Below are 23,282 nucleotides of genomic sequence, written 5' to 3' on the forward strand. Positions count from 1 at the left end.
GGCGGGGGCGACGGTGTCGCCCCCGCCGCGTCTTTCCCCAACCGTCCAAACGGAAATCCCGAGGAGGGATCATGAGCAACGACGTCGTCATCGCCGGCGCAGGCCGCACGCCCATCGGCGCGTTCAACGGCGGCCTGTCCGCGGTTCCGGCACACGAACTCGGCGCCGCGGTCATCCGCTCCGCCCTGGAGCGCGCCTGCACCGACGCCGCGGAGGTGAGCGAGGTGATCCTCGGCCAGGTCCTGACGGCCGGCCAGGGGCAGAACCCGGCGCGGCAGGCCGCCATGGCCGCCGGCATCCCGATCGACAAGACCGCCTTCGGCATCAACCAGGTCTGCGGCTCGGGCCTGCGCGCGGTGGCGCTCGGCCATCAGGCGATCCTCACCGGCGACGCCGAGGTGATGGTGGTCGGCGGCCAGGAGAGCATGAGCCTGTCGCCGCACGTCATGCATCTGCGCAACGGCGTCAAGATGGGCTCGGCCGAACTGCTGGACACCATGATCAGGGACGGCCTGTGGGAAGCCTTCCACGGCTACCACATGGGCGTCACGGCGGAGAACGTCGCCCGCGCCTGGGCCCTGACCCGCGAGGAGCAGGACGCCTTCGCGGCATCCTCGCAGCAGAAGGCCGAGGCCGCCGTCAAGGCCGGCCGGTTCAAGGACGAGATCGTCCCGGTCACCGTCAAGACCCGCAAGGGCGATGTGGTGGTCGACACCGACGAGTATCCGAAGTTCGGCACCACGGTTGAGTCGCTGGCCAAGCTGCGCCCGGCCTTCGCCAAGGACGGCACGGTGACCGCCGGCAACGCGTCGGGCATCAACGACGGTGCCGCCGCGCTGGTGCTGATGAGCGCCGACAACGCCGCCAAGCGCGGCATCGCGCCGCTCGCCCGCATCGTCTCCTGGGCGACCGCCGGCGTCGATCCGGCGATCATGGGCACGGGTCCGATTCCGGCCTCCCGCCTCGCGCTCAAGAAGGCCGGTTGGACGGTCGGCGACCTCGACCTGATCGAGGCGAACGAGGCGTTCGCCGCCCAGGCCCTGGCCGTCAACAAGGACCTCGGCTGGGATCCGGCGAAGGTGAACGTCAACGGCGGCGCCATCGCGCTGGGGCATCCGATCGGCGCCTCGGGCGCCCGGGTCCTCGTCACGCTGCTGCACGAGATGCAGAAGCGCGACGCCAGGAAAGGCCTCGCCACTCTGTGCATCGGCGGCGGCATGGGCGTCGCCTTGTGCGTGGAACGCGCCTGATATCAAAGACGCGGCGGCAGCCGATCTTGGCCGTCGGCTGCCGCCGCCACGGGATGAAGGCGCCGTCTAGCGCTCGATCTCCTTGTTCCAGCGCTGGTTCCACTCCGGCCGCTTCTCGTTGATGGCGTCCCAATCGACCATCACGGCGGTCTTCATGTAGCCCTGGAACTTCTCCATCACCTCGGCGCTCTCGGCCGGCGCCTTGGCCTTGGTGTTGGAGGGGATCTGCGCGCCGTACTTCAGCGCCGCCTCCTGCGCCTCGGTGGACAGCAGGAAGGCAGCCAGCTTCTGCGCCGGCTCCGCGTCGGGGGTGTTGGCGACGACGCACTGCGCCACCATCAGGATCACCGAACCCTCCTTGGGCTGCGCGTACTCGACCGGCACGCCCTTCTCCTTCTGCGCACCGACGGCGGTCGGGGTGAGCGGGAACACCGCCGCCTCGCCGGTCTGCACCATCTCCGAGATCTTGGCGGAGCTCGGGATGTACTCCAGTACGTTGGGGCCGATGCTGGCCCTCCAGTTCTTGAAGCCGGGCTCGACGTTGGTCTCGCTGCCGCCCTGGATCCGGTTGTACATCAGGAAGGCGTGCAGGCCGAAGGTGCTGCTGGCGGCGGACTGCACCACCACCTTGCCCTTGTACTTGGGATCGGCGAGATCCATCCACGAGGACGGCGGCGCCCAGCCCTTCTCGTCGAACATCTTCTTGTTGTAGGCCAGACCCGTCATGCCCATGTTGACGCCGACCGCCATGTCGCCCTTCAGGCGCGAGGACGGGTAGACCTCCTCCAGCACCGGCGACGGCGCCGTCTTCTGGCACAGCCCCATGCCGATGGCGCGGTACATCAGGCCGTCGTCGAGGAAGACGACGTGCATCTGCGGCTTGTCCTTCTGCGCCTGCAGCTTGGCCAGGATATCCGACGAGGTGCCGGGCACCACCACCACCTTGTGGCCGGTCGCCTTCTCGAAGGCGGGGAAGACGTGCTCGGTGTAGGTCTTCTCCATGGTGCCGCCGTTCATGCCGATGTACAGCGTCTTGCCCTGGGCGAAGGCCGGGCCGGCGATGCCGACGGCAAGGGCGGCCAAAGCGCAGGCGGTGAGGGTGGGACGGGTCATGCTGCTGCTCCTCCTCTGTCCTTTTGTTTCAGGAAACGGTCGATGCGGAAAGCGTCCAGGGGGGCCGACGAGCGGCCGTCGCGCACCAGCTCGGCCAGGGCCTCGCCGACCGCCGGGCCGATCTGGAAGCCGGCGCCCGAGAAGCCGAAGGCGTGGAACAGGCCGGTCGTGGTGGCGCTGGGGCCGATGACGGGATTGCGGTCGGGGGTGTAGCCCTCGACGCCGCTCCAGCAGCGGATGACGTGCGCGCCGCGCAGCTGCGGAAACAGCTCGGCCGCGTCGGCCATCAGCGTCACCACGGCGTCGCGCTGCGGGCGGGCGCGGTCGGCGTCGAGCGCGAAACCCCGGCCGCCGCCGACCACCACGTTGCCGCGCGCCACCTGCCGGCCGTAGACGCCGCCGCCCTCCACCCCGATGTTGACGTCCAGGAAGCCCGGAAGCGGCTCGGTCACCGCCATGCAGGGGTGCCCGGACTCCAGCGGCACCGGCTCACCGAACGCCGCGGCGAGGCGGCCGGACCACGCGCCGGAGACGTTCAGGACATAGCGCGCCCGCACCTCCAGCCGGTCGCCACTGCGCAGGACGAAGCGGGCGCCGTCACGGTCCACGGCATCCACCGGCGTCTGCTCGCGCACCACGGCGCCGAGCGCCGCGGCGGCGCGGGCGAAGGCCGGGGAGACGAGGCGGGGGTTGGCATGCCCGTCCTCCGGGCACAACGAGCCGCCGAGCGCCCGCTCGCCCAGGGCCGGCCAGCGCTCGCGGAACGCCACCCCGGCGATGATCTCCAGGCCCAGCCCGAAGCCCTCGGCGCGGTCGCGGTAGGCGATCAGCGAGTCCAGGTCGGCCTCGCTGCGCGCCAGCTTGAGGTGGCCGGAGCGCAGGTATTCGCAATCGCTACCGACCAGCTCGGGCAGGCGGCCCCACAGGGTGTGGGCTCGCTGCGCCAGCGGCAGCTGTTCCAGCGGCCGGCCCTGGCGGCGCACGCCGCCGAAGTTGACGCCGCTCGCCTTGGCGCCGCACCAGTCGCGCTCCAGCAGCACGACGCCGAAGCGCATGCGGCGCAGGAACAGCGCGGCGGAACCGCCGACGATGCCGCCGCCGACCACGGCGACGTCGGTGTCGAGATGCTCGATCATTCCGCGGCCTCGTCGTGGCTGACACCGGCCGCCACCGGCAGCGGCTTCACCGGCGGCTGGCTGCGCAGGCGCCCCACCGCCTCCGGCCCGGTGCCGAGTGCTTGGGCCAGCAGCTCGGCCGCTGCGGCGGCGCACATGCGGCCCTGGCAACGGCCCATGCCGACGCGGGTCAGCGCCTTCAGGCGGTTCATCTCCCGGGCGCTGCCGTCGGCCACGGCGGCGCGCAGTGTGCCGGCAGTGACCTCCTCGCAGCGGCAGACCGGCGTGTCGTCAGCGATGCCCTCCGCCCAATCCACGGGGAACGGGAAGGCGCGCGCCAGGGCTTGCCGGAAGCGGGCGACGGCGGCCAGCCGCGCCTCGATCGCGGCGGCGCGGGCCGGGTCGGCGGGCAGCCCGGCGTCCTCCAGCAGGGCCAGCGCGGCGCGTTCACCGGCCAGCTCCGCCGCGTCCGCGCCGGAGATGCCGGCGCCGTCGCCGGCGACGTAGACACCCGGCACCGAGGTGCGGCCGGCGGCGTCGCGTTCCGGCAGCCACGCGCGGTCCATCGCCTCGAAACGGAAGCGGCAGCCGGCGAGATCGGCCAGTTGCGTCTCGGAGCGCAGGCCGAGCCCGAAGGCGACGGCATCGCAGCCCGTGCGCTCCTCCCGCGCCCCGCGCCGCCAGACCAGCGCGGCGACACGCTCGCCGCCCTCGACGCGGACCGGGCGCACCCCGGTGCGCAGCGGCACGCCATGAGCGCGCAGCCAACCGACGTACCACAGCCCTTTGGCGAAAGTCGTCGGGTCGCGCAACAGTCCCGGCGCGGCGCGCGCCTGATCCAGGGTAGTCGCGGTGTCGAGCACCGCCGCCACCTCGGCGCCCGCCTTGGCGTACTGGTAGGCGACGAGGTAGAGCAGCGGCCCGGTACCGAGGAAAGCGACGCGGCGCCCCACCGTGCAGCCCTGGAACTTCAGCGCCACCTGGGCGCCGCCCAGCGTGAAGACGCCGGGCGTGGTCCAGCCGGGGAAGGGCAGCACGCGGTCGGTGGCGCCGGTGGCGAGGATCAGGTGGCTGTACGATACTACGCCCGTCCGCCCGTCGCGCAGCACGTCGAGCGCGCCGGCCTCGACGTTCCACACCAGCGCGCGTGGGCGGTAGTCGACGTCAGGCAGGATCGCCGCCATGGCGGCGTGCAGCGCGCCGGCCTTGCCGGCCTCGAAGCCGTACAGCGCAGACTTCGGTCGGCGGAAGCCCTCGGGCGGCTGGCGGTAGATCTGCCCGCCCCAGCGGGCGGCCTCGTCGATCACCACCGGACGCAGGCCGGCGGCGACCAGCCGCTCGGCGGCGCGCACGCCGGCCGGGCCGGCGCCGACGATGACGGGGCGCAACGGCTCGGTCACGGCGCGCCCTCCCCGCTCAGCAGGCGCATGCCCTCCGTCAGGAAGGTCGAGCAGCCGCGCAGGCGCGTGCCGTCCTCGGTGCGCACCCAGCAGTCCTGGCAGGCGCCCATCACGCAGAAGCCGGCGCGCGGGCCGTGGCCGAACTCGGCGGTGCGCAGGCGCGCACCGTTGGTCAGCATGGCGGTCATCACGGTGTCGCCCTCCAGCCCCTCGGCCGGTTGGCCGTCGAGGGTGAAGCGGACGGGGCGCCGGTCCGTCTCGGCGACGCGGTGGAGGAGAGGCGTGGTCACGGGCATCCTCAGTGCTGGCCGACCAGGACGCGGTCGAGGCCGTAGACGCGGTCGAGCAGCAGGACCGCCACCGCGGTCAGCGCCACGACCAGCGCCGACACCGCCGCCATCATCGGGTCGATGGATTCGGTCGCGTACATGTACATCCGCACCGGCAGCGTCACCGTGGACGGCGAGGTGATGAAGATGGACATGGTCAGCTCGTCGAAGCTGTTGATGAAGGCGATCAGCCATCCCCCGGTGACGCCCGGCAGTATCATCGGCAGGGTGACGCGGCGGAACACGGTGGCGTCGCTGGCGCCCAGGGAATAGGCGGCCTGCTCGACGCTGCGGTCGAAACCGGAGATGGCGGCGATGAGCAGCCGCATGACGTAGGGGGTGACGATCACCACGTGCGACGCCACCAGCCAGCCGAAGCTGCCCGTCGCCCCAACCAGCGCGAACAGCCGCAGCATCGCGACGCCCAGCACCAGATGCGGGATGATCAGCGGCGACAGGAACAGCGCGTTGAGGAATTCCCGCCCGCGGAACTCGTAGCGGGTGATGGCGATCGCCGCGGGCACAGCCGCCACGACGGACAGCGTCGCCGCCAGGAGCGCCAGCCACAGGCTGTTCCAGAACGATTGCACGAAGTCGGGGTGCGCGAACACCGCCTGGAACCAGCGCAGCGACACCCCGCGCGTCGGCAGCGACAGCGTGTTCTCCGGCGTGAAGGCGACGAGGCAGACGATGGCCAGCGGCGCCAGCATGAACAGCACGACCAGCGTGTGGAAGATCAGCGCGACGGGTCCGTTCCTGGCCATGGCCTCACCCCATCCGCTTGCGGTAGTGGCCTTCCACGACGCGGTGGTAGGTCAGCATGACGATCAGGTTCGCCGCCAGCAGGATGACCGCCACCGCGGCGCCCAGCGGCCAGTTGAGGTCGCTGAGGTACTGGTCGTAGACGATGGTGGCGACCATCTTCAGCCGCCGCCCGCCGAGCAAGCCGGGAATGGCGAAGGCGCTGGCGCTGAGGCCGAAGACGATCAGGCTGCCCGACAGGATGCCCGGCAGGATCTGCGGCGCCACCACGCGCAGCACCGCCGTCGCCCGCGAGGCGCCGAAGGACAGCGCCGCCTGCTCCACCGCCGGGTCGAGCTTCTGCAAGGAGGTCCACACCGGGATGATCATGAAGGGCAGCATGACGTGGACCAGCGCCACCACCACCGTGCCCTCGGAATACAGCATGCGCTTCTTGCCGAAGCCGAGCACCGCCAGCACGTCGTTGACCGGCCCCTCGGGGCCCAGCAGCATGCTCCAGCCGAAGGCGCGCACCACCACCGAGACCAGCAGCGGCGCCAGCACCACCAGCAGGAACACCGACCGCCACGGCCGCCGCATGCGGCTCAGCACGTAGGCCTCCGGCACGCCGATCACCACGCAGATGCCGGTGGCCAGCGCCGCCACGCGGAAGGTGCGCAGGAAGATCTCCAGATAGTACGGGTCGCCCAGCACGGCGGCGTAGTGCGCCAGCGTGAAGCCGTGCGCGCGGCCCGTCGCGTACTCGAACTCGTTGAGCGACAGCAGCGCGGTGAGGATCAGCGGCGTCAGCACCAGCGCGGCGAACAGCAGCGTCGCCGGCCCGGCCAACAGGTGCGGCACGGCGCGCGGACGCGGCGCCGCCGGGGGGTCGGGAGCGGGGGAAGCGGCGACCGCGCTCATTCCAGCTCCTCCAGCGTCGGGGCGGAGGCCGGCAGGCCGCCGCGCAGCAGGCGGACCACCCGCGGCGACCAGTCGACGCCGACCGGCGCGCCCGGCTCCAGCGGCGGCTCGCCGTCGTTGGGGCTGACCGCCATCAGCGTGCCGAGTGGCCCGTCCACGTGGTACAGCCACTGGCTGCCGAGGAAGAAGCGGTCGCTGACCTGCCCCGGCACCCTGCCCTGCCCCGGCGCGGTCAGGCGCAGCTTCTCCGGGCGGATGCACAGCACCACCGCCTCGCCGCCGCCCAGGCCGTCGCCGTGCACCGGCACCGGGATGCCGGCCAGCGACACCGTGGCGCCGCCGTCGGCGGAGGCCGTCACGGTGCCCGGCAGCAGGTTGGTCTTGCCGACGAAGCGCGAGATGAACTCGGTCTCGGGGTGCTCGTAGATACGGTAGGGCTGGTCGATCTGGGTGATGCGCCCGGCTTCCATCACCACCACGCGGTCGCTGATCGAGAAGGCCTCGGCCTGGTCGTGGGTGACCATGACGGTGGTGGTGCCGACCTTGCGCTGGATGTCGCGCAGCTCGAACTGCATGGCCTCGCGCAGCTTGGCGTCGAGGTTCGACAGCGGCTCGTCGAGCAGCAGCACCGGCGGCCGGATGACGATGGCGCGGGCCAGCGCCACGCGCTGCCGCTGCCCGCCCGACAGCTCGCGCGGGTAGCGCCCGGCGTACTTGTCGAGGTGGACCAGCGCCAGCGCCTCCTCGACGCGGGCGGCGCGCTCGGCCTTCGGCACGCGGCGCATCTCCAGCCCGAAGCTGACGTTGTCGGCCACCGTCATGTGCGGGAACAGCGCGTAGCTCTGGAAGACGATGCCGAGGCCGCGGCTGTTCGGCTTGGCGCGGGTGATGTCGCGCCCGTCGAGCTGGATGGTGCCGGCGGTCACCTCGACGAAGCCGGCGATCATCTGCAGCGTCGTCGTCTTGCCGCAGCCCGAGGGGCCGAGCAGCGAGACGAACTCGCCCCGCTTCACCGACAGTGTGAAGTCCCGGACCGCGTCGAGGGACCCGTAGCGCTTCATGACGTTGCGCAGTTCGAGGAAGGACACGTCGACCGCTCCTCACGCAAGTTCCAACTCACCCGTTTCGAAGGGTCCGCCCGAGCGTCGCGCCGGTCAACGAGCTTTTCCACTATGAGAAAGGAATTTGTAAAAACTTCCAATATACGGAACACCGTGACATCCTCACGGCAAGCGGCTTCGAAAGGGAACAATCATGGGGACGGACGATGCGGGTGCGAAATCGAGCCTGCAGCGCGGGCTGGCGATCCTGCGGCTGCTGGCCGGGTGCAACGAGGCCGGCGCCCGGCTGACCGACATCGCCCGCCGGCTCGGCCTGACGCCACCCACGGTGCACCGCATCCTCAAGACGCTGGCCGACGAGGGGATGGTCGAGACGGACAAGGCGTCCAAGCGCTACCGCTTGGGGCTGGACCTGTTCGCGCTGGCGGCGCGGGCCGGCAACGCCGGCAACCTGCGCGACGTCTGCCGGCCGATCCTGCTGCGCCTCTCGGCCACGCTGCGCGACACCATCTTCCTGCTGGTGCGCAGCGGCTTCGACGCGGTGTGCCTGGACCGCAGCGAGGGGCCGTTCCCGATCCGCTCCTTCACCGGCGACATCGGCGGGCGGGTGACGCTGGGGGTGGGCCAGGGCAGCCTCGCCATCCTCGCCTACCTGCCGGCCGAGGAGCAGGAGGAGGTGATCCGCTTCAACCTGCCGCGCATGCAGGGCCTGGGCTTCCTCGACGAGGTGTACCTGCGCACCGAGATCGCCCGGGTGCGCGAGGTCGGCTACGCCAGCCGCTCGACCGGCCTGCTGCCGGGCATGTCGGGCGTCGCCGTGCCGATCCTCGACCGCGACGGGCACGCGGTGGCGGCGCTCAGCGTCGGCACCATCAGCGAGCGGCTGAACGACGACCGCCTGCCCGTCGTGGTCGACATCCTGAAGCGCGAGGCGGCGACCGTCGGGCGCCAGATCAACCCGTTCGACCCCGTCCTGCGCCGCCCCGCGTCCGTCCTCGGCGGGGCGTCGAGCTGACGCTCCGTCCGTCCGGGCGCCCGCGGAACAATCCCCGGGCAAATGCTTCGATGCGCGGCAGCCGGCTGCCGGCTTTCTCGGCAGCGCCGCCGTACGCGGCAACCCGCAGCGAGGAATGACGCGGGCTCCATAGCTGGCACGGCGCTTGCTCATCACCCTTGTATACAAGGGAGAGGGAGCCGGCATGACGCTGGCGTCGGACAGCATCGACGGGGCGGTGATCGCCGCCATTCTGGCCGGCCGGCTGCGGCCGGGGACGCGGCTCGGGGAGGCGGCGCTCGCCGACCTCTACGGCGTGTCGCGCACCCGCGTGCGCGAGGCGATGATGCGCTTGGAGACGCGCGGCATCGTCCAGGTCAGCCCGCGGCGCGGCTGGTTCGTGGTCGAGCCGTCGGCCGAGGACGCGCGCGTCGCCTTCGAGGCGCGCCGGGTGATCGAGGCCGGCCTGCTGGCGTCGGCCCGCACGCTGCCGCCCGACGCCGTCGCCCGCCTGCGCCACCACGTCGAGGAGGAGCGGCGCGCCGTGCTGGACGGCGGCGTCGGCCCGCGCACCTGCCTGCTCGGCGACTTCCACATCCACCTCGCCGCGGCGTTCGGCAACCCGCTGCTGACCGAGATCCTGCGCGACCTGACCGCGCGCACCACGCTGGTGTCGATGCTCTACCAGTCGGACCTGCACGCGGCGGAATCCAACGCGGACCACGCACGCATCCTGGACCTGATCGAGGCCGGCGACCTCGCCGCCGCCGCGTCCGAGATGACCGGACACATCCACCGGGTCGAGCAGGGCCTCGACCTCGGCACCGCGCCGGACCCGCACGCCGGGTTGCGCGGCATCCTGGCGCCTTTCACTCCCCTCACCAACGCCCCCCTTACCGATGGAGGACCCGACGCATGAACCGCAGGACGCTCTTGACCCTGGCCGCCGCGGCCGCACTCGGCGGCGCACTGACGCTGTCCGCCCCGGCGCGCGCCGACGCGCTCCAGGACATCACGGCGCGGGGAGCCATCCGCGTCGCGGTCCCGCAGGACTTCCCGCCGTTCGGCTCGGTCGGTCCCGACATGACGCCGCTGGGCTACGACATCGACGTGGCGAAGCTGATCGCCGGCAAGATGGGCGTGAAGGTGGAACTGGTGCCGGTCACCAGCGCCAACCGCATCCCCTACCTGCAGACCAACAAGGTGGACCTGGTCGTCTCCAGCCTCGGCAAGAACGCCGAGCGCGAGAAGGTCATCGACTTCTCGGCCGCCTACGCGCCCTTCTTCAACGGCGTGTTCGCCCCGGCCGGCGCCAAGGTGGCGAAGCCGGAGGACCTCGCCGGCAAAACCATCGGCGTCACCCGTGGCGCCATCGAGGACCTGGAGCTGAGCAAGATCGCCCCCGAGGCGGCGGTCATCAAGCGCTACGAGGACAACAACGGCACCATCTCCGCCTTCCTGTCCGGGCAGGTGGAGGTGGTCGCCACCGGCAACGTGGTGGCGGCGGCGATCCTCGCCCGCAACCCGCCGAAGCGGCCGGAGCTGAAGTTCCTCATCAAGGACTCGCCCTGCTACATCGGCCTGAACAAGGAGCAGCCGGCCCTGCTGGAGAAGGTCAACGCGATCATCGCCGGCGCCAAGGCCGACGGCTCGCTGAACGCCATCGCCAGAAAGTGGCTGGCGGCCGACCTGCCGGCGAGCTTGTAAGAGCCAGCCCCCCTCTCCCCAACCATCGGCGCTTGCACGCGCCGATCCCGCAAGGGGAGAGGGGCTTGCTGAAGCACCCCCAGTGCGGAGGGACGCATGACCTACCGCTTCGACTTCTCGTGGCTCCTCACCTACTGGCCGGTGCTGGTCAAGGGGGCGGCGATCACGGTGCAGCTGATCCTCGTCGGCGCGCTGCTCGGCGTGGCGCTCGGTATCGCCTGCGCCTGGGTGCGCTCCCTCGGCCCGCGCTGGCTGCGCCCGGTGGCCGGCGCCTACGTCGAGCTGATCCGCAACACGCCGTTCCTGATCCAGCTGTTCTTCATCTTCTTCGGCCTGCCCTCGCTGGGCGTGCAGATGAGCGAGCTGCAGGCGGCCAACCTGGCGATGATCGTCAACCTCGGCGCCTACAGCGGCGAGATCATCCGCGCCGGCATCGAGGCGACGCCGCGCGGCCAGTTCGAGGCCGGCGCCAGTCTCGCCATGACCCGCTTCGAGACGTTCCGCCATGTGGTGCTGCTGCCGGCCCTGCAGCGGATCTGGCCGGCGCTGTCGTCGCAGGTCGTCATCGTCATGCTGGGCTCCGCCGTCGTCTCGCAGATCGCCGCGGAGGACCTGACCTTCAGCGCCAACTTCATCCAGTCGCGCACCTTCCGCGCCTTCGAGACCTATTTCGTGTCGACCGCCTTCTACCTCGCCCTGGCGCTGGCGTTGCGACAGGCGCTGCGCGGCGTCGGCAACGCCCTGTTCGCGCGGAGGGCGGCGCCATGATGGAGTTCTCCACCTGGGACATCCTGCGCAACCTGCTGCTGGCGGCGCGCTGGACGGTGCTGCTGTCGCTGGTCTCCTTCGTCGGCGGCGGCCTGCTGGGCGTGGCGCTGCTGTTCCTGCGCATCGGCCGAGGCGCTCTTGGGCGGCGCTTCGCCAAGGGCTACATCGAGCTGCTGCAGAGCACGCCGCTGCTCATGCAGCTGTTCCTCGCCTTCTTCGGGCTGGGGCTGTTCGGCATCGACGTGCCAGCGTGGCTGGCGGCGGGCGCCGCGCTGATCCTGTGGACCGCCGCCTTCCTGGCGGAGATCTGGCGCGGCTGCGTGGACGCGGTCGCCAAGGGGCAGTGGGAGGCGTCATCCAGTCTCGGCATGGGCTACGTGCAGCAGATGCGCCACGTGATCCTGCCGCAGGCGCTGCGCGTCGCGGTGCCGCCGACCGTCGGCTTCTCGGTGCAGGTGGTGAAGGGCACGGCGCTGACCTCGATCATCGGCTTCGTCGAGCTGTCGAAGGCCGGCACCGTCGTCACCAACGCCACCTTCCAGCCCTTCACCGTCTACGGCCTCGTCGCCCTCATCTACTTCGCGCTGTGCTGGCCGCTGTCGAAGAGCAGCCAGATCCTGGAAAGGAAGCTCCATGTCGCTCATCGCCATCACTGAGGTGCGCAAGCGCTTCGGCAGCGTCGAGGTGCTGAAGGGAATCAACCTGGACGTCGCCCGCGGCGAGGTCGTCGCCATCATCGGCCGCAGCGGCTCGGGCAAGAGCACGTTGCTGCGCTGCGTCAACGGGCTGGAGAGCATCGACGACGGCTCGATCATGGTCGCCGGTGCGCAGCTGCTGCCGGACGACCTGCACCTGAAGGCGCTGCGCCTCAAGGTCGGCATGATCTTCCAGCAGTTCAACCTGTTCCCGCACCTCAGCGCCGGCCGCAACGTCATGCTCTCGCAGATGGTCGTCAAGAAGACGCCGAAGGACGAGGCGGAGGCGATGGCGCGCCGGATGCTGGACCGCGTCGGCCTGGGCCACAAGTTCGACGCCTACCCCGACCAGCTCTCCGGCGGGCAGCAGCAGCGCGTCGCCATCGCGCGGGCGCTGGCCATGCAGCCGATGGCGCTGCTGTGCGACGAGATCACCTCGGCCCTCGACCCGGAGCTGGTGAACGAGGTGCTGGCGGTGGTCAAGGAGCTGGCGGCGGAGGGCATGACCCTGCTGATGGTGACGCACGAGATGCGCTTCGCCCGCGACGTCTGCGACCGGGTGGTCTTCATGCACCAGGGCCGGGTGCACGAGACCGGCCCGCCGGACGAGGTGTTCGGCCGCCCGCGCACGCCGGAGCTGCAGCAGTTCCTGGGCGCCCAGCTGTAGCGGGACCGGCGCGGCGCGGACAGGACACGCAAGCCGCCAGCATACGTCGCAGGGGCTCCCGGGCGCGGGCCCGGACGGACTCGGGGCGCTCGCGGCGACGGTGGGAGAAGAAGAAGGCGCGGGCGCACGTCGCCCGCCGCCGCCGATCCTGCCAGACTATAGGAATATTATCAATGGCGGGGGCGCCCTACCCCCTGCCCCGCAACGGCCTATTCGGTGTCCGAGCACAGCTTGCCGCCGCTCGCCCAGTCGCTCTTCTTCACGTCGCTGAAGATCACGTCGACGGCGGAGGCGCTGCAGCCGAGGACCTGCACGGACGCTTCCGTCAGCGCCTTCGCGTAGGCCCGCTTCTGCTCGACGGTACGGCCTTCGAAAAGCTGCACGTTGATGATCGGCATCGATGTCTCCATCCCTTGTGTTGGTGGTCTCGGCGAATACTCGGGGTCAGCGCCTGTAGTCGGGGCAGACCCGATCCAGGCGCCGCAGCAGCGCCGGCCACTCCAGCTCCCCCTCGGGCTCCAGGTCGGCGGTCAGCTGCCGGAACGTCTTCTCGCACACATCGGGCGGCGGAAGCACCAGTTCCGCGCCGGTCGCCTGCGCCGCCAGCTGCATGCGGCACGCCTTGTCGAGCATGTCCATCAGGCAGAACGCCTCGGCGACCGTGCGGCCGGCGACGAGGCTGCCGTGGTTGTGCAGCAGCATCGCCCGGCGCTGGCCCAGGTCTTCCACGAGGCGCGCCTTCTCGCCGTCCGTCAGGGCGAGGCCGTCATAACGGTGATACGCGAGGTCGCGGTAGAACCGCAGGGCGTGCTGCGACAGCGGCAGCAGCCCGTCCTTCAGCATCGAGACCGCGACCGCCGCCTCGTTGTGCAGGTGCATGACGCACCGCGCGTCGGCCCGCGCCGCGTGGACGGCGCCGTGGATCGCGAACCCGGTGGCGTTCACCTCGTACGGCGTATCGCCGACGATGTCGCCGTCGATGGTGATCTTCACGAGGGTGGAGGCGGTCACCTCGTCGAACGTCAGACCGAACGGGTTGATGAGGAAGCGGCCCGGCTCGTCCGGCACGGCGAGCGACACGTGCGTGTAGATGAGGTCGCCCCAGCCGCGCTCGGCGACCAGCCGGTAGCACGCCGCCAGATCGACGCGCGCCTGCCGCTCGGCGTCGCTCATGCCCCCGCCCGCGATGCGCCCCGCGGCGTGCACGAAACCCTGAGATTCGCTCGTCACTGTCTGCTCGCGCCGTTTCTGGACCCGCGCCACTCCCGCACGCCTGCGATTTGCTCCGGAATCGCACTTGTTGCACAAGAAAAAGGCCGCTAGGCTTTCACCCGCGGCCCTGAGTCTAGGGAGGAAACGCCCAAGAAGGGCGATGTCGCCGAAGCGACAATCACGATAGTAATGCTGCGCCGCAAAAAGCCAACCCCCCGTCGGGTTGGCTTTTGCATTCTGTGGCGCTGGCGCAACAGATGCCCCGGTCGGCCGCCCGCGCGACGAGACGGCGCAGGAAGGGGCACGCGAACTGCGGTAGGAATTGGGGAACGGGGCCCGAAGGCTCCCGCGGTCAGGGGAGGGCCGGACGGAATGATGGATTGGGACAAGCTGCGGGTGTTCCACGCGGTTGCCGATGCGGGCAGCTTCACCCACGCCGGGGACGCGCTCAACCTGAGCCAGTCGGCGGTCAGCCGGCAGATCAGCGCCCTCGAGGAGAGCCTGGGCGTGTCGTTGTTCCACCGCCACGCCCGCGGCCTGGTGCTGACGGAACAGGGCGAGCACCTGCACCAAGCCGTCCGCCACGTCGTCACCAGGCTGGCGGCCACGGAGGCCCTGCTGGCCGAAAGCAAGGACGTGCCGAAGGGGCCCTTGAAGGTGACGGCGACGACGGCGTTCGGCTCGACGTGGCTGACGCCCCGCATCCCGGAGTTCCTGGAGCTGTACCCGGACGTGGAACTCACCCTGCTGCTCGACGACAGCGAGCTGGATCTGAGCATGCGCGAGGCCGACGTGGCCATCCGGGTGAACACGCCGCGCCAGCCGGACCTGATCCAGCGCCACCTGATGACCATCCACTCGCACCTGTACGCGCACCAGAGCTACGTGAGCCGGCGCGGCGTCCCGCGGACGCGCGCCGAACTGGGCGGGCACGAGCTCATCTCGTTCCCGCTCGGCATGCGCGCGCCCTTCGCCAACGTCCAGTGGATCCTCGACGCGGTCGAGGGACCGCCCCGTCCCGGCCAGCCGGCGCTCCAGGTCAACAGCGTGTACGCCATCTACCGCGCCGTCGAATGCGGCATGGGGATCGCCGCCCTGCCGGACTTCCTGATGCACGACGCCCGCGATTTCGTGCGGGTCCTGCCGGAGATCGGCGGGCCGAAGATCGAGGCCTATTTCGTCTACGCCGAGGAGTTGCGCCATTCCAAGCGCATCGCGGTGTTCCGGGAATTCCTGCTGCGCAAGGTGGCGGAGAGCCGGTTCTGAGTGCGGATGCCGGCTCTCCGGGACTCCCTCACCGCTGCCGGGCGCGGATCGCCTCCAGGCGGCTGGACAGGTTGGTGGGCGCCGGCAGCGCCCCGGTGGCCGCCTGCAACGCCGCCTTGATGTTCTGGTCGTCCTCCTCCGGCCGCGTCGGCTTCAGCAGGCGGGCCTTGGCGTTGGCCACCTCGGCGTCGGCAAGCTCGCGCTCGGCGCTGTCCCGCATGGCCTTCAGCGCCATGCCCAGGCCGCTCGTCGCACCGCTCAGCCCCGCCGCCTGGCGCGCCGCCTCGGCGCGCTGTTCGGCGACGCTGCGCTGCTGGGCGGCACGCGCCATGTCGCGCTCGGCGCGCGTCAGTTCGCTGCGCGCCGTTTTCAGCTTCTCGCCGGCCGCCTGGTAGGTCTGCTCCAGCATCCGCAGGAACTCCTCGGCGTCGGCGGCGTCCTGCGCCTCACGGTCCACCTCCGGCGCCATCTGCTCCAGCAGGCCCAGCAGCGTCTCCAGACTCTTCTCCAGCCCGGCCTTGCGCGCGGGATCGGCCTCCCCGTCGATCTGGCGCTGGAGGTGCTCGGCCGCGGTGAGGCGCTGGCGCGAGAGCTGCGCCACGGCGTCCGCCTCCTTCTTCTCGCGGTCGTAGGCCAAGCGCGCCTGGGCGACCTGATGACCGAGCCGGTCCAGGTGCTCCTCCATGGTCCGCAGCTCGGCCTCGGTGGCCGATTTCGGGTCCCATTCCACCAGCGCCTCCACGGCGCCGCGAACCGCCTGGTCGGTCTTCACGCCGACGAGGTTGCGTATGAAGCTGATCATGGGTGCCTCCCTCCGATGTCCTGTATCAGCCGGCCATGGCGCCGGCGTTGAGCAGCGCGATGGCGAGCTGCAAGGCAGCCAGGGTGGTGGCCGCGGCGACGTTGCCGTTCTCGATCATCGTCCGCAGGTCGCGGAACAGCAGCACGGCGACGCCGAACGTCGCGATCTGCAGGACGAGCGCGACCACCCCCCAGATCACGATGTCGATCAGCGCCAGGCTGGTGACCAGCGTCGCCGCCAGCGGGGTCGCCAGCGCCACCACGGTGCCGCCCAGCACGATGCCGGCGGCCTGGTTGCCGCTCGCCAGCAGCTCGCGTTCGCGCAGCGGCGTGACCACCACGTAGGCGGCGACGCCGCCGAGAAACAGCAGGACCGTCGCAGCGAAATGCAGCAGGAGCACCGGCAGGCCGCTGCCCAGTCCGGCGAGGATCAGCGAGGTGTTGCTTTCCAAGGCGAGGCCTCCTCTGCGGCGATTCACGCGAGCGACAGCGTGGCGGGGTTGACGTCGATGCCGGCGAAGACCTCGACCCAGGCCTGGCCGGCGTCCTCGACGGCGGACACCAGGATGTATTCGGTCTCGGGCGCGGGCGCCGCAGCACCGGTCGGGGCGGCGTAGAGCATGGCGTGCAGGCGGCGGGTCCGGCTGCCGGCGGTGTCGGTGACAGTCTCCTCCAGGTCGCGCGGGGCGACCCGGGCCGGGCCGGGCGCCCATTGCCGGGCGTAGAGCTTGCCGTCCTTGGTCTGGAACTCGGGCCAGCCGATCATGCCCTCGGCCGAGTCGAGCCAGAACGCCCACTCCCCGCTGTCCGCCGGCGTCACCTCGTCGATCCGGCTGAACCAGCGGCACTCGTCCGGGCGGCCGTCGGCGCCGAGGTGCAGCTGGAAGAATCCGGCGCCGCCGGGCAGGTACAGCCGGTGCAGCGTGGCGCCCCCGGCCTGGAGCCGCCCGACCGCCTCCACGCTGGTGGTCCCGCCGTCCCCCGGCGGCGTCGCCTTGATGGCGCCGCCCGCCAGGATGAAGGGGGTGGGGTCGATGGTCAGCGTCATCCCGACGCGGAACAGCGACGGCGTGTAGCGCTCGCCGGAAACGCTGTTGCGCAGGATCCGGCCGGCCATCCCGGCAGGCCCCGGCGTCGGCGCGGCGCCCGCCGGAAGCGGCGCGCGGCGGCGGCGCGCCAGCCAGAACAGAACGACGGCCCCGCCGCCGACCAGCAGGACGACGAGGACAAGGCCGGTTCCCATGCCTCCCGTGCTGCCCGGCGTCGGCGGGTTGTCGCCGGTGGCAACCTCGCGCGGGGTGTCGGGGGGCAGGTAGGACGGATCGCGCGGCTGGTCCCGCTTCTCGGCGAGCTTGGTGTCGAGTTCGTTCAGCTTGGTGCGCAGTTCGGCGTCGCCCTGGGCCCGGCGCTCCGCCTCGGCCCGCCATTCCGAAGTGCCGGGGTCGTCGCGGTGGTTGTGGAAGAAATCGACCGAGCCGGCGCGCGTCAGGTTGTCGAGCAGGAACCATAGGAACAGCCCGTCCCAAAGGCCGAAGCGCGGCGGCGTGTTGTAGGCGTAGCCCGGCGGCGTCCAACCGCGTCCCGGAGCCCAGCCGCCACCCCAGTTGCCGCCCCACCCACCACCCCACCCTCCGCCGTTCCGGTAACCTGCCCACTGGTCGGCCTGCCCGTGCCGCCTCGCCCCGGACGGGGGCACGCTGGACGGGGGAGCGGGGCGCGTGGTCGCCACGGGCGGTTGCCGGTCGAGCCGGTAGCGCTCCAGCGCCTCGCCGCTCTGTCGACGCGACAGCTCGCGGTCGGCCGGGCTGGACGGGCTCGGCGACGGGCTCATGCTCGGCGACGGGGACAGCGACGGCCGGCGGTAGCCGCCGCTGCCCGCCGCGGGCGCCCGCGGCGCCGACGGCACGCTGAAGGACGGGGTGCGCGAGGGCGCGCTGGGACGGCTGTAGCCGCCACTCGACCGGCTCGACGGCGCCCGCGCCTCGGCCGGCGTGGGGCCGGTGAGGAGCGCCACGCCGGCCCCGAGCAGGGCAGGAGCCAGCGCGCCGGGCTGAACGGCGAGCGACAGGCCCAGCAGGGCCGAAGTCAGCCAGAGGCGCATGGCGATCCCGGTTCACTGTTCCGCCCGGCGCAACGCCACCGGCGGTCCGGCGCGTCGCACTGCTTGAACAGAGCCGTTGGAGCGGTGTTCCGGGATCACCGTCCGATTCCCGCCGGCACATCTTGCGTTCGAGAGGTCGGCGCCGTCGCTGGGGCTGGTAGACCTGTTCTGTTAAGGTCCGACACGACGACGGCGGAGGACGCGCGATGGAGCAGACGCAGGGCAGGCCGACGGGCGGACCGCTCGCCGGGATCAGGGTGGTCGAACTGGCGCACATCATGGCCGGGCCGGTCTGCGGGCTGATGCTGGCGGACATGGGCGCCGACGTGATCAAGGTCGAGAAGATCCCCGGCGGCGACGACAGCCGCCGCATGGTGCCGCCGAGCATCAAGGGCGAATCCGCCGCCTATATGATGATGAACCGCAACAAGCGCGGCCTCGCCCTGAACCTGAAGACCGACGAGGGCAAGGAGGTGCTGCGCCGGCTCATCCTCGGCGCCGACGTGGTGGTCGAGAACTACCGGCGCGGCACCCTGGAGAAACTGGGATTCGGCTACGAGGCCATGCGCGCGCTCAACCCGGGCATCGTCTACTGCGAGATTTCCGGCTTCGGGCGCAGCGGGCCGCTGGCCGACCGCGGCGGCTTCGACCTGATCGCGCAGGGGATGAGCGGCCTGATGAGCATCACCGGCGAGGGGCCGGGCCGGCCGCCGGTCAAGGTGGGCGCGCCGGTCACCGACATCACCGCCGGCCTGCTGGGCGCCATGGGCGTCATGGCCGCGCTGGTCGAACGGGCGCGGACCGGACAGGGGCAGCGGGTCGACACCTCGCTGTTCGAGGCCGGGATCATCCACACCTACTGGCAGTCGGCCATCCGCCTCGCCACCGGCGTCAGCCCGGGGCCGATGGGCTCCGCCCACCCGCTGAATGGCCCCTATCAAGCCTTCCCGACGGCGGACGGCTGGATCAACGTCGGCGCGGCCAACCAGACCAACTGGCTGCGCCTGACCGAGGCGCTGGAGGCCCGCCACCTCCAGGACGACCCGCGCTTCGCCGACAACCCCGGGCGCATGCGGCATCTGACGGAGCTGGAGGCGATCCTGTCGGAGATCCTGCGACAGCGCCCCACCGCCGACTGGCTGGCGCGGCTGGAGGCGGCGGGAATTCCCGCCGGGCCGGTGCTCAGCATCGCCGAGATGCACGAGCATCCCCAGACCAAGGCCCGCGACATGGTGGTGGAGGTCGCGCACGGCCGCGCCGGCCCGGTGAAGACGCTGGGTCTGCCGGTCAAGTTCTCCCGCACCCCCGGCGGCGTGCGCGGCGGCGCCCCGGCCTTCGGCGAGCACAGCCGCGCGCTGCTCGCCGAACTGGGCTACGATGACGCCGCCATCGACCGCCTGACCGCTGCCGGCGCGGTGGCCTAAGGGAGACCGGACACCATGACGGACGACCTGCTCTACGAGGTGCGCGACGGCATCGCCTTCGTCACTTTCAACCGGCCGCAGGCGCGCAACGCGCTGACCTTCGCCATGTACGAGCGGCTGGCCGCGATCTGCGCCGAGGTGGACGCGGCGCCCGACATCCGGGCGATGCTGCTGACCGGGGCAGGCGACAAGGCCTTCGCCGCCGGCACCGACATCGCGCAGTTCCGCGCTTTCCAGACGCCGGAGGACGCGCTCGCCTACGAGGCGCGCATCGACCGCGTGCTGGGAGCGCTGGAGCGCTGCCGGGTCCCGACCATCGCCGCCATCGCCGGCGCCTGCACCGGCGGCGGGGCGGGCATCGCCGCGGTCTGCGACCTGCGGATCGGTGCTGCGAACGCCAGGTTCGGCTTTCCCATCGCACGCACGCTGGGCAATTGCCTGTCCATGGCGAACGTCGCGCGCCTTTCGGCCCTGATCGGCCCGGCGCGGGTCAAGGACCTGATCTTCACCGCGCGCCTGGTCGAGGCGGAGGAGGCGAAGGCCATCGGCCTGCTCGGCGAGGTGGTCGCCGACCCGGCCGACCTGATGCCGCGCGCCAAGGAGCTGGCGCGCACCGTGGCCGGCCACGCGCCGCTGACGCTGCGCGCCACCAAGGAGGCGCTGCGCCGCCTGCAGGCGGGCGGCGGGGCCGGCGACGGCGAGGACCTGATCGTCATGTGCTACACCAGCCGGGACTTCCGCGAGGGCATGGAGGCCTTCCTGGCCAAGCGCCCGCCCCAGTGGCGCGGGGAGTAGGACGCCTACAGCGGGTCGAGCAGCCGCGGGCCGGGGCCGGCCTCGGAGAGTTCGTCCCAGGGGTTGCGCAGCGGGCACTCGCGGATCGACAGGCAGCCGCAGCCGATGCAGCGGTCGAGTTCGTCGCGCAGCCGCGTCAGCTTGTTGATCCGGTCGTCGAGCTCCTCGCGCCAGACCTCGGACATGCGCTTCCAGTCCTTGTCCGTGGGAGAACGGTCCTTGGGCAGGGCTTCGAAGGCGGCGGCGATCGACGCCAGCGAGATGCCGAGCCGCTGCGCCACCTTGATGACGGCGACGCGGCGCAGGACGTCGCGGGAAAAGCGGCGCTGGTTGCCCTCGCTGCGCCAGCCCTTGATCAGGCCCTTGGATTCGTAGAAGTGGATGGTCGACACGGCGACGCCGGACCGTTTCGCGACCTCGCCGACGGTCAGATCGCGGTCGTAGTTGCTCGGGTCGAGCATAGGCATGCGTCGTCTCTCCTGTGCGCTTGGCCGGCCCATCCTAGAACGGACGCGGCCACGCCGCCGCAGGAACCGTGCGGCGGCGTGGCCCGTTCAGGCGCTCTTGGCCCGGGAGTATAGGCTCAGAGCAGCCCGGCGGCGCGGGCCCATTTGTACTTAGCGCCCAGCACCGCCACCGGGGTCTCGGTGGAGTAGGGATAGGCGACGACGCCGTGGTCGTAGAGGTAATCGGCCGCCTCCTCGACCTGGACGTCGCCGGCAAGCGAGGCGACGATCGGTTTCTCGATGCCCTTGGCCTTCATTTCCTCCTTCACCTCGACCACCAGTTTCGCGAAGACCATGGGCGGCGTGATGATGGTGTGCCAGTAGCCCAGGATCAGGGCGTGGATGCGGTCGTCCTCCAGGCCCAGACGGATGGTGTTCTTGTAGGTCGTCGGCGGCTCGCCGCCGGTGATGTCCACCGGGTTGCCGGCGGCGCCGAAAGGCGGGATGAACGTGCGGAACGCCGCGTCGAGGTCATCGGGCATGGCCATCAGCGACAGCCCGTTGTCCACGCAGGCGTCCGACAGCAGCACGCCCGACCCGCCGGCCCCCGTGATGATCACCACGTTCTCGCCCCCAGGCGTCGGCAGCACCGGAATGCCGCGGGCAAACTGCAGCAGATCCTGCAGGCTGCGGGCGCGGACAACACCGCTCTGCTTCAGCACATCCTCGTAGATCCTGTCGTTGCCGGCCAGCGCGCCGGTGTGCGAGCTGGCGGCGCGGGCGCCGAGCGACGTGCGTCCGGCCTTGAGCACGATGACCGGCTTCTTCTGCGAGACGCGCTTGGCGGCCTCCGCGAAGGCGCGGCCGTCCTTAAGGTCCTCGCAATGCATGGCGACGACCTGGGTGTTGTCGTCCTGCTCGAAGAAGTAGAGCAGGTCGTCCTCGTCGATGTCCGACTTGTTGCCGAGGCCGACGATGGCCGACACGCCCATCCGGGCGGAGCGGCTGAAGCCGATGATCGCCATGCCGATGCCGCCGGACTGCGACGACAGCGCCGCCTTGCCCTTGACGTCGTACGGCGTGCAGAAGGTCGCGCAGAGGTTCTTCGGCGTGTAGTAGAAGCCGTAGATGTTCGGCCCCATCAAGCGCACGTCGTACCTGCGGGCGATCTCGACAATCTCCTGCTGGCCCTCGACGTTGCCGGTCTCGGCGAAGCCCGAGGGGATCAGCACGGCGCCGGCGATCCTCTTCTCGCCGACCTCGGTCAGCGCCTGCGCGACGAACTTGGCGGGCACGGCGAAGACGGCGACGTCGATGGTGCCGGGAACGTCCTTGACGCTCTTGTAAGCCATGTAGCCCAGGATGCTCTCGGCCTTCGGGTGGATCGGGTAGATCTTCCCCTGATAGCCGCCGTTGATGAGGTTCTTCATCACGGAGTTGCCGATCTTGCCGTCCTCGGCCGAGGCGCCGATGACCGCCACCGCATCCGGCTTCATGATGCGGTTCATCTTCGCGACGATCTGCTCCGGCGTCGGGCGGTAGCGTGCCGGTTTCAGTTCGAAGTCGAGCACGATGCGCACGTCGGCGGCGGTGGCGCCGTCCTCGCGGGCGAAGACCGGGTTCAGGTCCAGCTCGACGATCTCCGGCACGTCGGCGACGAGGCGGGAGACGTTGACGATCACCGCCGCCAGCGCCTCGCGGTCCACCGGCTTGCCGCCGCGGACACCCTTCAGCAGCTCCGCCGCCTGGATGCCGTCGAGCATCGACAGCGCGTCCTCGCGGCTGACCGGCGCCAGGCGGAAGGTGATGTCCTTCAGCACCTCGACCAGCACGCCGCCGAGGCCGAAGGCCACCAGCTTGCCGAAGCTCTGGTCGGTGATGGAGCCGATGATGACCTCTGTGCCGCCCTTCACCATCTGCTGCACCTGCACGCCCCGCAGCTCGGCCTGGCTGTCGTAGGCGCGGGCGCGGTCCATGATGGTCTGGAAGCCGGCGCGCACCTCCTCGGCCGTCTGCACGCCGACCAGCACGCCGCCGGCCTCCGTCTTGTGCAGGATCTGCGGCGAGACGATCTTCAGCACGACCGGGAAGCCCATCGCCTCGGCGAGCGCGGCCGCCTCCCCGGCGCTGCGGGCGAGGCCTTCCCGCGGCACGGGGATGTCGTAGAGGTCGCAGAGTTCCTTGGCTTCCGGCGCGGTCAGCGCGGTACGGCCCTCGGCCCTGGCGGTGTCGAGCAGGCGGCGGACGATGTCGGCCGGCCGCCCGGCGCGGATCGGGTCGATGAGAGCGGTCATGGCGTTCCTCCTTGGATTTTCCGGTGTGTTTGCAGGCGTGGGGCCTACTCGGCGGCCGTCGCGCGCGTTCTGGGGCCGAGCGCCCCGGCATCACGGACCATGGCGATGCGCCGCTCGTCGAAGCCGAGCACGTCGCGCAGGATCTCGTCGGTGTGCTCGCCCAGGAGCGGCGAGCGCGTCAC

General features: G+C 71.1%; 24 protein-coding genes. 10 read left to right on the top strand and 14 right to left on the bottom strand.

The window, feature by feature from the left end; genetic code table 11:
• Positions 1-71: 71 nt before the first annotated feature.
• The gene (locus TSO221_RS21495) at positions 72-1,250 is read left to right on the top strand and encodes an acetyl-CoA C-acetyltransferase (RefSeq protein ID WP_109120573.1); all 1,179 of its coding nucleotides are present in this window, start codon (positions 72-74) and stop codon (positions 1,248-1,250) included.
• Positions 1,251-1,316: 66 nt separating this feature from the next.
• On the opposite strand, the gene TSO221_RS21500 is transcribed toward TSO221_RS21495, so the two are convergent.
• Genes TSO221_RS21500 through TSO221_RS21530 form a run of 7 tightly spaced genes read right to left on the bottom strand, consistent with a single transcriptional unit; the run spans position 1,317 to position 7,957 of the window.
• Positions 1,317-2,363 carry an ABC transporter substrate-binding protein gene (locus tag TSO221_RS21500; protein WP_109120574.1) on the bottom strand — a complete coding sequence of 349 codons (1,047 nt, stop codon included), beginning with the start codon at positions 2,361-2,363 and terminating at the stop codon, positions 1,317-1,319.
• Positions 2,360-3,499: an FAD-binding oxidoreductase gene (locus TSO221_RS21505; RefSeq protein WP_109120575.1), complete on the bottom strand. Its 1,140-nt coding sequence runs from the start codon at positions 3,497-3,499 to the stop codon at positions 2,360-2,362. Before TSO221_RS21505 ends, TSO221_RS21500 begins: the two co-directional genes overlap by 4 nt.
• Positions 3,496-4,878: an FAD/NAD(P)-binding oxidoreductase gene (locus tag TSO221_RS21510; RefSeq protein WP_109120576.1), complete on the bottom strand. Its 1,383-nt coding sequence runs from the start codon at positions 4,876-4,878 to the stop codon at positions 3,496-3,498. Before TSO221_RS21510 ends, TSO221_RS21505 begins: the two co-directional genes overlap by 4 nt.
• Positions 4,875-5,168, bottom strand: coding sequence for a (2Fe-2S)-binding protein (locus TSO221_RS21515; protein ID WP_247878169.1), 294 nt, complete (start codon positions 5,166-5,168; stop codon positions 4,875-4,877). The genes TSO221_RS21510 and TSO221_RS21515 overlap by 4 nt, the downstream gene beginning before the upstream one ends.
• Positions 5,169-5,176: 8 nt before the next feature.
• Complete coding sequence (locus tag TSO221_RS21520; protein WP_109120578.1) at positions 5,177-5,971, bottom strand: ABC transporter permease; 795 nt, start codon at positions 5,969-5,971, stop codon at positions 5,177-5,179.
• 4 nt (positions 5,972-5,975) lie between these two features.
• Positions 5,976-6,869 carry an ABC transporter permease gene (locus tag TSO221_RS21525; protein ID WP_109120579.1) on the bottom strand — a complete coding sequence of 298 codons (894 nt, stop codon included), beginning with the start codon at positions 6,867-6,869 and terminating at the stop codon, positions 5,976-5,978.
• Complete coding sequence (locus TSO221_RS21530) at positions 6,866-7,957, bottom strand: ABC transporter ATP-binding protein (protein ID WP_109120580.1); 1,092 nt, start codon at positions 7,955-7,957, stop codon at positions 6,866-6,868. Before TSO221_RS21530 ends, TSO221_RS21525 begins: the two co-directional genes overlap by 4 nt.
• A gap of 166 nt (positions 7,958-8,123) precedes the next feature.
• On the opposite strand from TSO221_RS21530, the gene TSO221_RS21535 reads away from it, so the two are divergent.
• The 6 genes from TSO221_RS21535 to TSO221_RS21560 all read left to right on the top strand — a co-directional run bounded on the left by TSO221_RS21535 (position 8,124) and on the right by TSO221_RS21560 (position 12,761).
• On the top strand, positions 8,124-8,945 hold the full coding sequence (locus TSO221_RS21535) for an IclR family transcriptional regulator (RefSeq protein ID WP_109120581.1): 822 nt from the start codon (positions 8,124-8,126) through the stop codon (positions 8,943-8,945).
• Positions 8,946-9,129: 184 nt separating this feature from the next.
• A complete protein-coding gene (locus TSO221_RS21540) occupies positions 9,130-9,843 on the top strand; it encodes a GntR family transcriptional regulator (protein WP_109120582.1) in 714 nt (237 codons plus the stop codon).
• Positions 9,840-10,631 carry a transporter substrate-binding domain-containing protein gene (locus TSO221_RS21545; protein ID WP_109120583.1) on the top strand — a complete coding sequence of 264 codons (792 nt, stop codon included), beginning with the start codon at positions 9,840-9,842 and terminating at the stop codon, positions 10,629-10,631. Before TSO221_RS21540 ends, TSO221_RS21545 begins: the two co-directional genes overlap by 4 nt.
• Before the next feature lie 96 nt (positions 10,632-10,727).
• On the top strand, positions 10,728-11,399 hold the full coding sequence (locus TSO221_RS21550; RefSeq protein ID WP_109120584.1) for an amino acid ABC transporter permease: 672 nt from the start codon (positions 10,728-10,730) through the stop codon (positions 11,397-11,399).
• Entirely contained in the window at positions 11,396-12,055 is a 660-nt protein-coding gene (locus TSO221_RS21555; RefSeq protein ID WP_109120585.1) for an amino acid ABC transporter permease, read from the top strand. Before TSO221_RS21550 ends, TSO221_RS21555 begins: the two co-directional genes overlap by 4 nt.
• Positions 12,033-12,761, top strand: a complete 729-nt coding sequence (locus TSO221_RS21560) for an amino acid ABC transporter ATP-binding protein (protein ID WP_109120586.1) — start codon at positions 12,033-12,035, stop codon at positions 12,759-12,761. Before TSO221_RS21555 ends, TSO221_RS21560 begins: the two co-directional genes overlap by 23 nt.
• 209 nt (positions 12,762-12,970) lie before the next feature.
• On the opposite strand, the gene TSO221_RS21565 is transcribed toward TSO221_RS21560, so the two are convergent.
• Entirely contained in the window at positions 12,971-13,159 is a 189-nt protein-coding gene (locus TSO221_RS21565) for a 4-oxalocrotonate tautomerase (RefSeq protein WP_109120587.1), read from the bottom strand.
• Positions 13,160-13,205: 46 nt separating this feature from the next.
• The gene (locus TSO221_RS21570) at positions 13,206-13,934 is read right to left on the bottom strand and encodes a class II aldolase/adducin family protein (RefSeq protein ID WP_109120588.1); all 729 of its coding nucleotides are present in this window, start codon (positions 13,932-13,934) and stop codon (positions 13,206-13,208) included.
• Between the two features lie 414 nt (positions 13,935-14,348).
• On the opposite strand from TSO221_RS21570, the gene TSO221_RS21575 reads away from it, so the two are divergent.
• The gene (locus tag TSO221_RS21575; RefSeq protein WP_109120595.1) at positions 14,349-15,239 is read left to right on the top strand and encodes a LysR family transcriptional regulator; all 891 of its coding nucleotides are present in this window, start codon (positions 14,349-14,351) and stop codon (positions 15,237-15,239) included.
• A gap of 28 nt (positions 15,240-15,267) precedes the next feature.
• Here TSO221_RS21575 and TSO221_RS21580 read toward each other — a convergent pair whose 3' ends face one another.
• Genes TSO221_RS21580 through TSO221_RS21590 form a run of 3 tightly spaced genes read right to left on the bottom strand, consistent with a single transcriptional unit; the run spans position 15,268 to position 18,141 of the window.
• The gene (locus TSO221_RS21580) at positions 15,268-16,041 is read right to left on the bottom strand and encodes a hypothetical protein (RefSeq protein ID WP_109120589.1); all 774 of its coding nucleotides are present in this window, start codon (positions 16,039-16,041) and stop codon (positions 15,268-15,270) included.
• Between the two features lie 25 nt (positions 16,042-16,066).
• Positions 16,067-16,492 (bottom strand): DUF350 domain-containing protein, encoded by a 426-nt coding sequence (locus TSO221_RS21585; RefSeq protein WP_109120590.1) that lies wholly within the window; start codon positions 16,490-16,492, stop codon positions 16,067-16,069.
• 23 nt (positions 16,493-16,515) lie between these two features.
• The gene (locus TSO221_RS21590; RefSeq protein WP_247878170.1) at positions 16,516-18,141 is read right to left on the bottom strand and encodes a DUF2491 family protein; all 1,626 of its coding nucleotides are present in this window, start codon (positions 18,139-18,141) and stop codon (positions 16,516-16,518) included.
• A 206-nt stretch (positions 18,142-18,347) separates the two neighbouring features.
• Between TSO221_RS21590 and TSO221_RS21595 the strand changes: the two genes are divergently transcribed.
• Together TSO221_RS21595 and TSO221_RS21600 are read left to right on the top strand one after the other, a co-directional pair.
• Positions 18,348-19,565, top strand: coding sequence for a CoA transferase (locus TSO221_RS21595; protein WP_109120591.1), 1,218 nt, complete (start codon positions 18,348-18,350; stop codon positions 19,563-19,565).
• Between the two features lie 15 nt (positions 19,566-19,580).
• Positions 19,581-20,360: an enoyl-CoA hydratase/isomerase family protein gene (locus tag TSO221_RS21600; protein WP_109120592.1), complete on the top strand. Its 780-nt coding sequence runs from the start codon at positions 19,581-19,583 to the stop codon at positions 20,358-20,360.
• Positions 20,361-20,365: 5 nt separating this feature from the next.
• Here the strand turns inward: TSO221_RS21600 and soxR are convergent, their stop codons facing one another.
• Positions 20,366-20,827: a redox-sensitive transcriptional activator SoxR gene (gene soxR / locus TSO221_RS21605; RefSeq protein WP_109120593.1), complete on the bottom strand. Its 462-nt coding sequence runs from the start codon at positions 20,825-20,827 to the stop codon at positions 20,366-20,368.
• Between the two features lie 116 nt (positions 20,828-20,943).
• Positions 20,944-23,100 carry an acetate--CoA ligase family protein gene (locus tag TSO221_RS21610; RefSeq protein ID WP_109120594.1) on the bottom strand — a complete coding sequence of 719 codons (2,157 nt, stop codon included), beginning with the start codon at positions 23,098-23,100 and terminating at the stop codon, positions 20,944-20,946.
• Positions 23,101-23,282: the final 182 nt, after the last annotated feature.

This window comes from Azospirillum sp. TSO22-1, assembly GCF_003116015.1.
GTDB lineage: Bacteria > Pseudomonadota > Alphaproteobacteria > Azospirillales > Azospirillaceae > Azospirillum.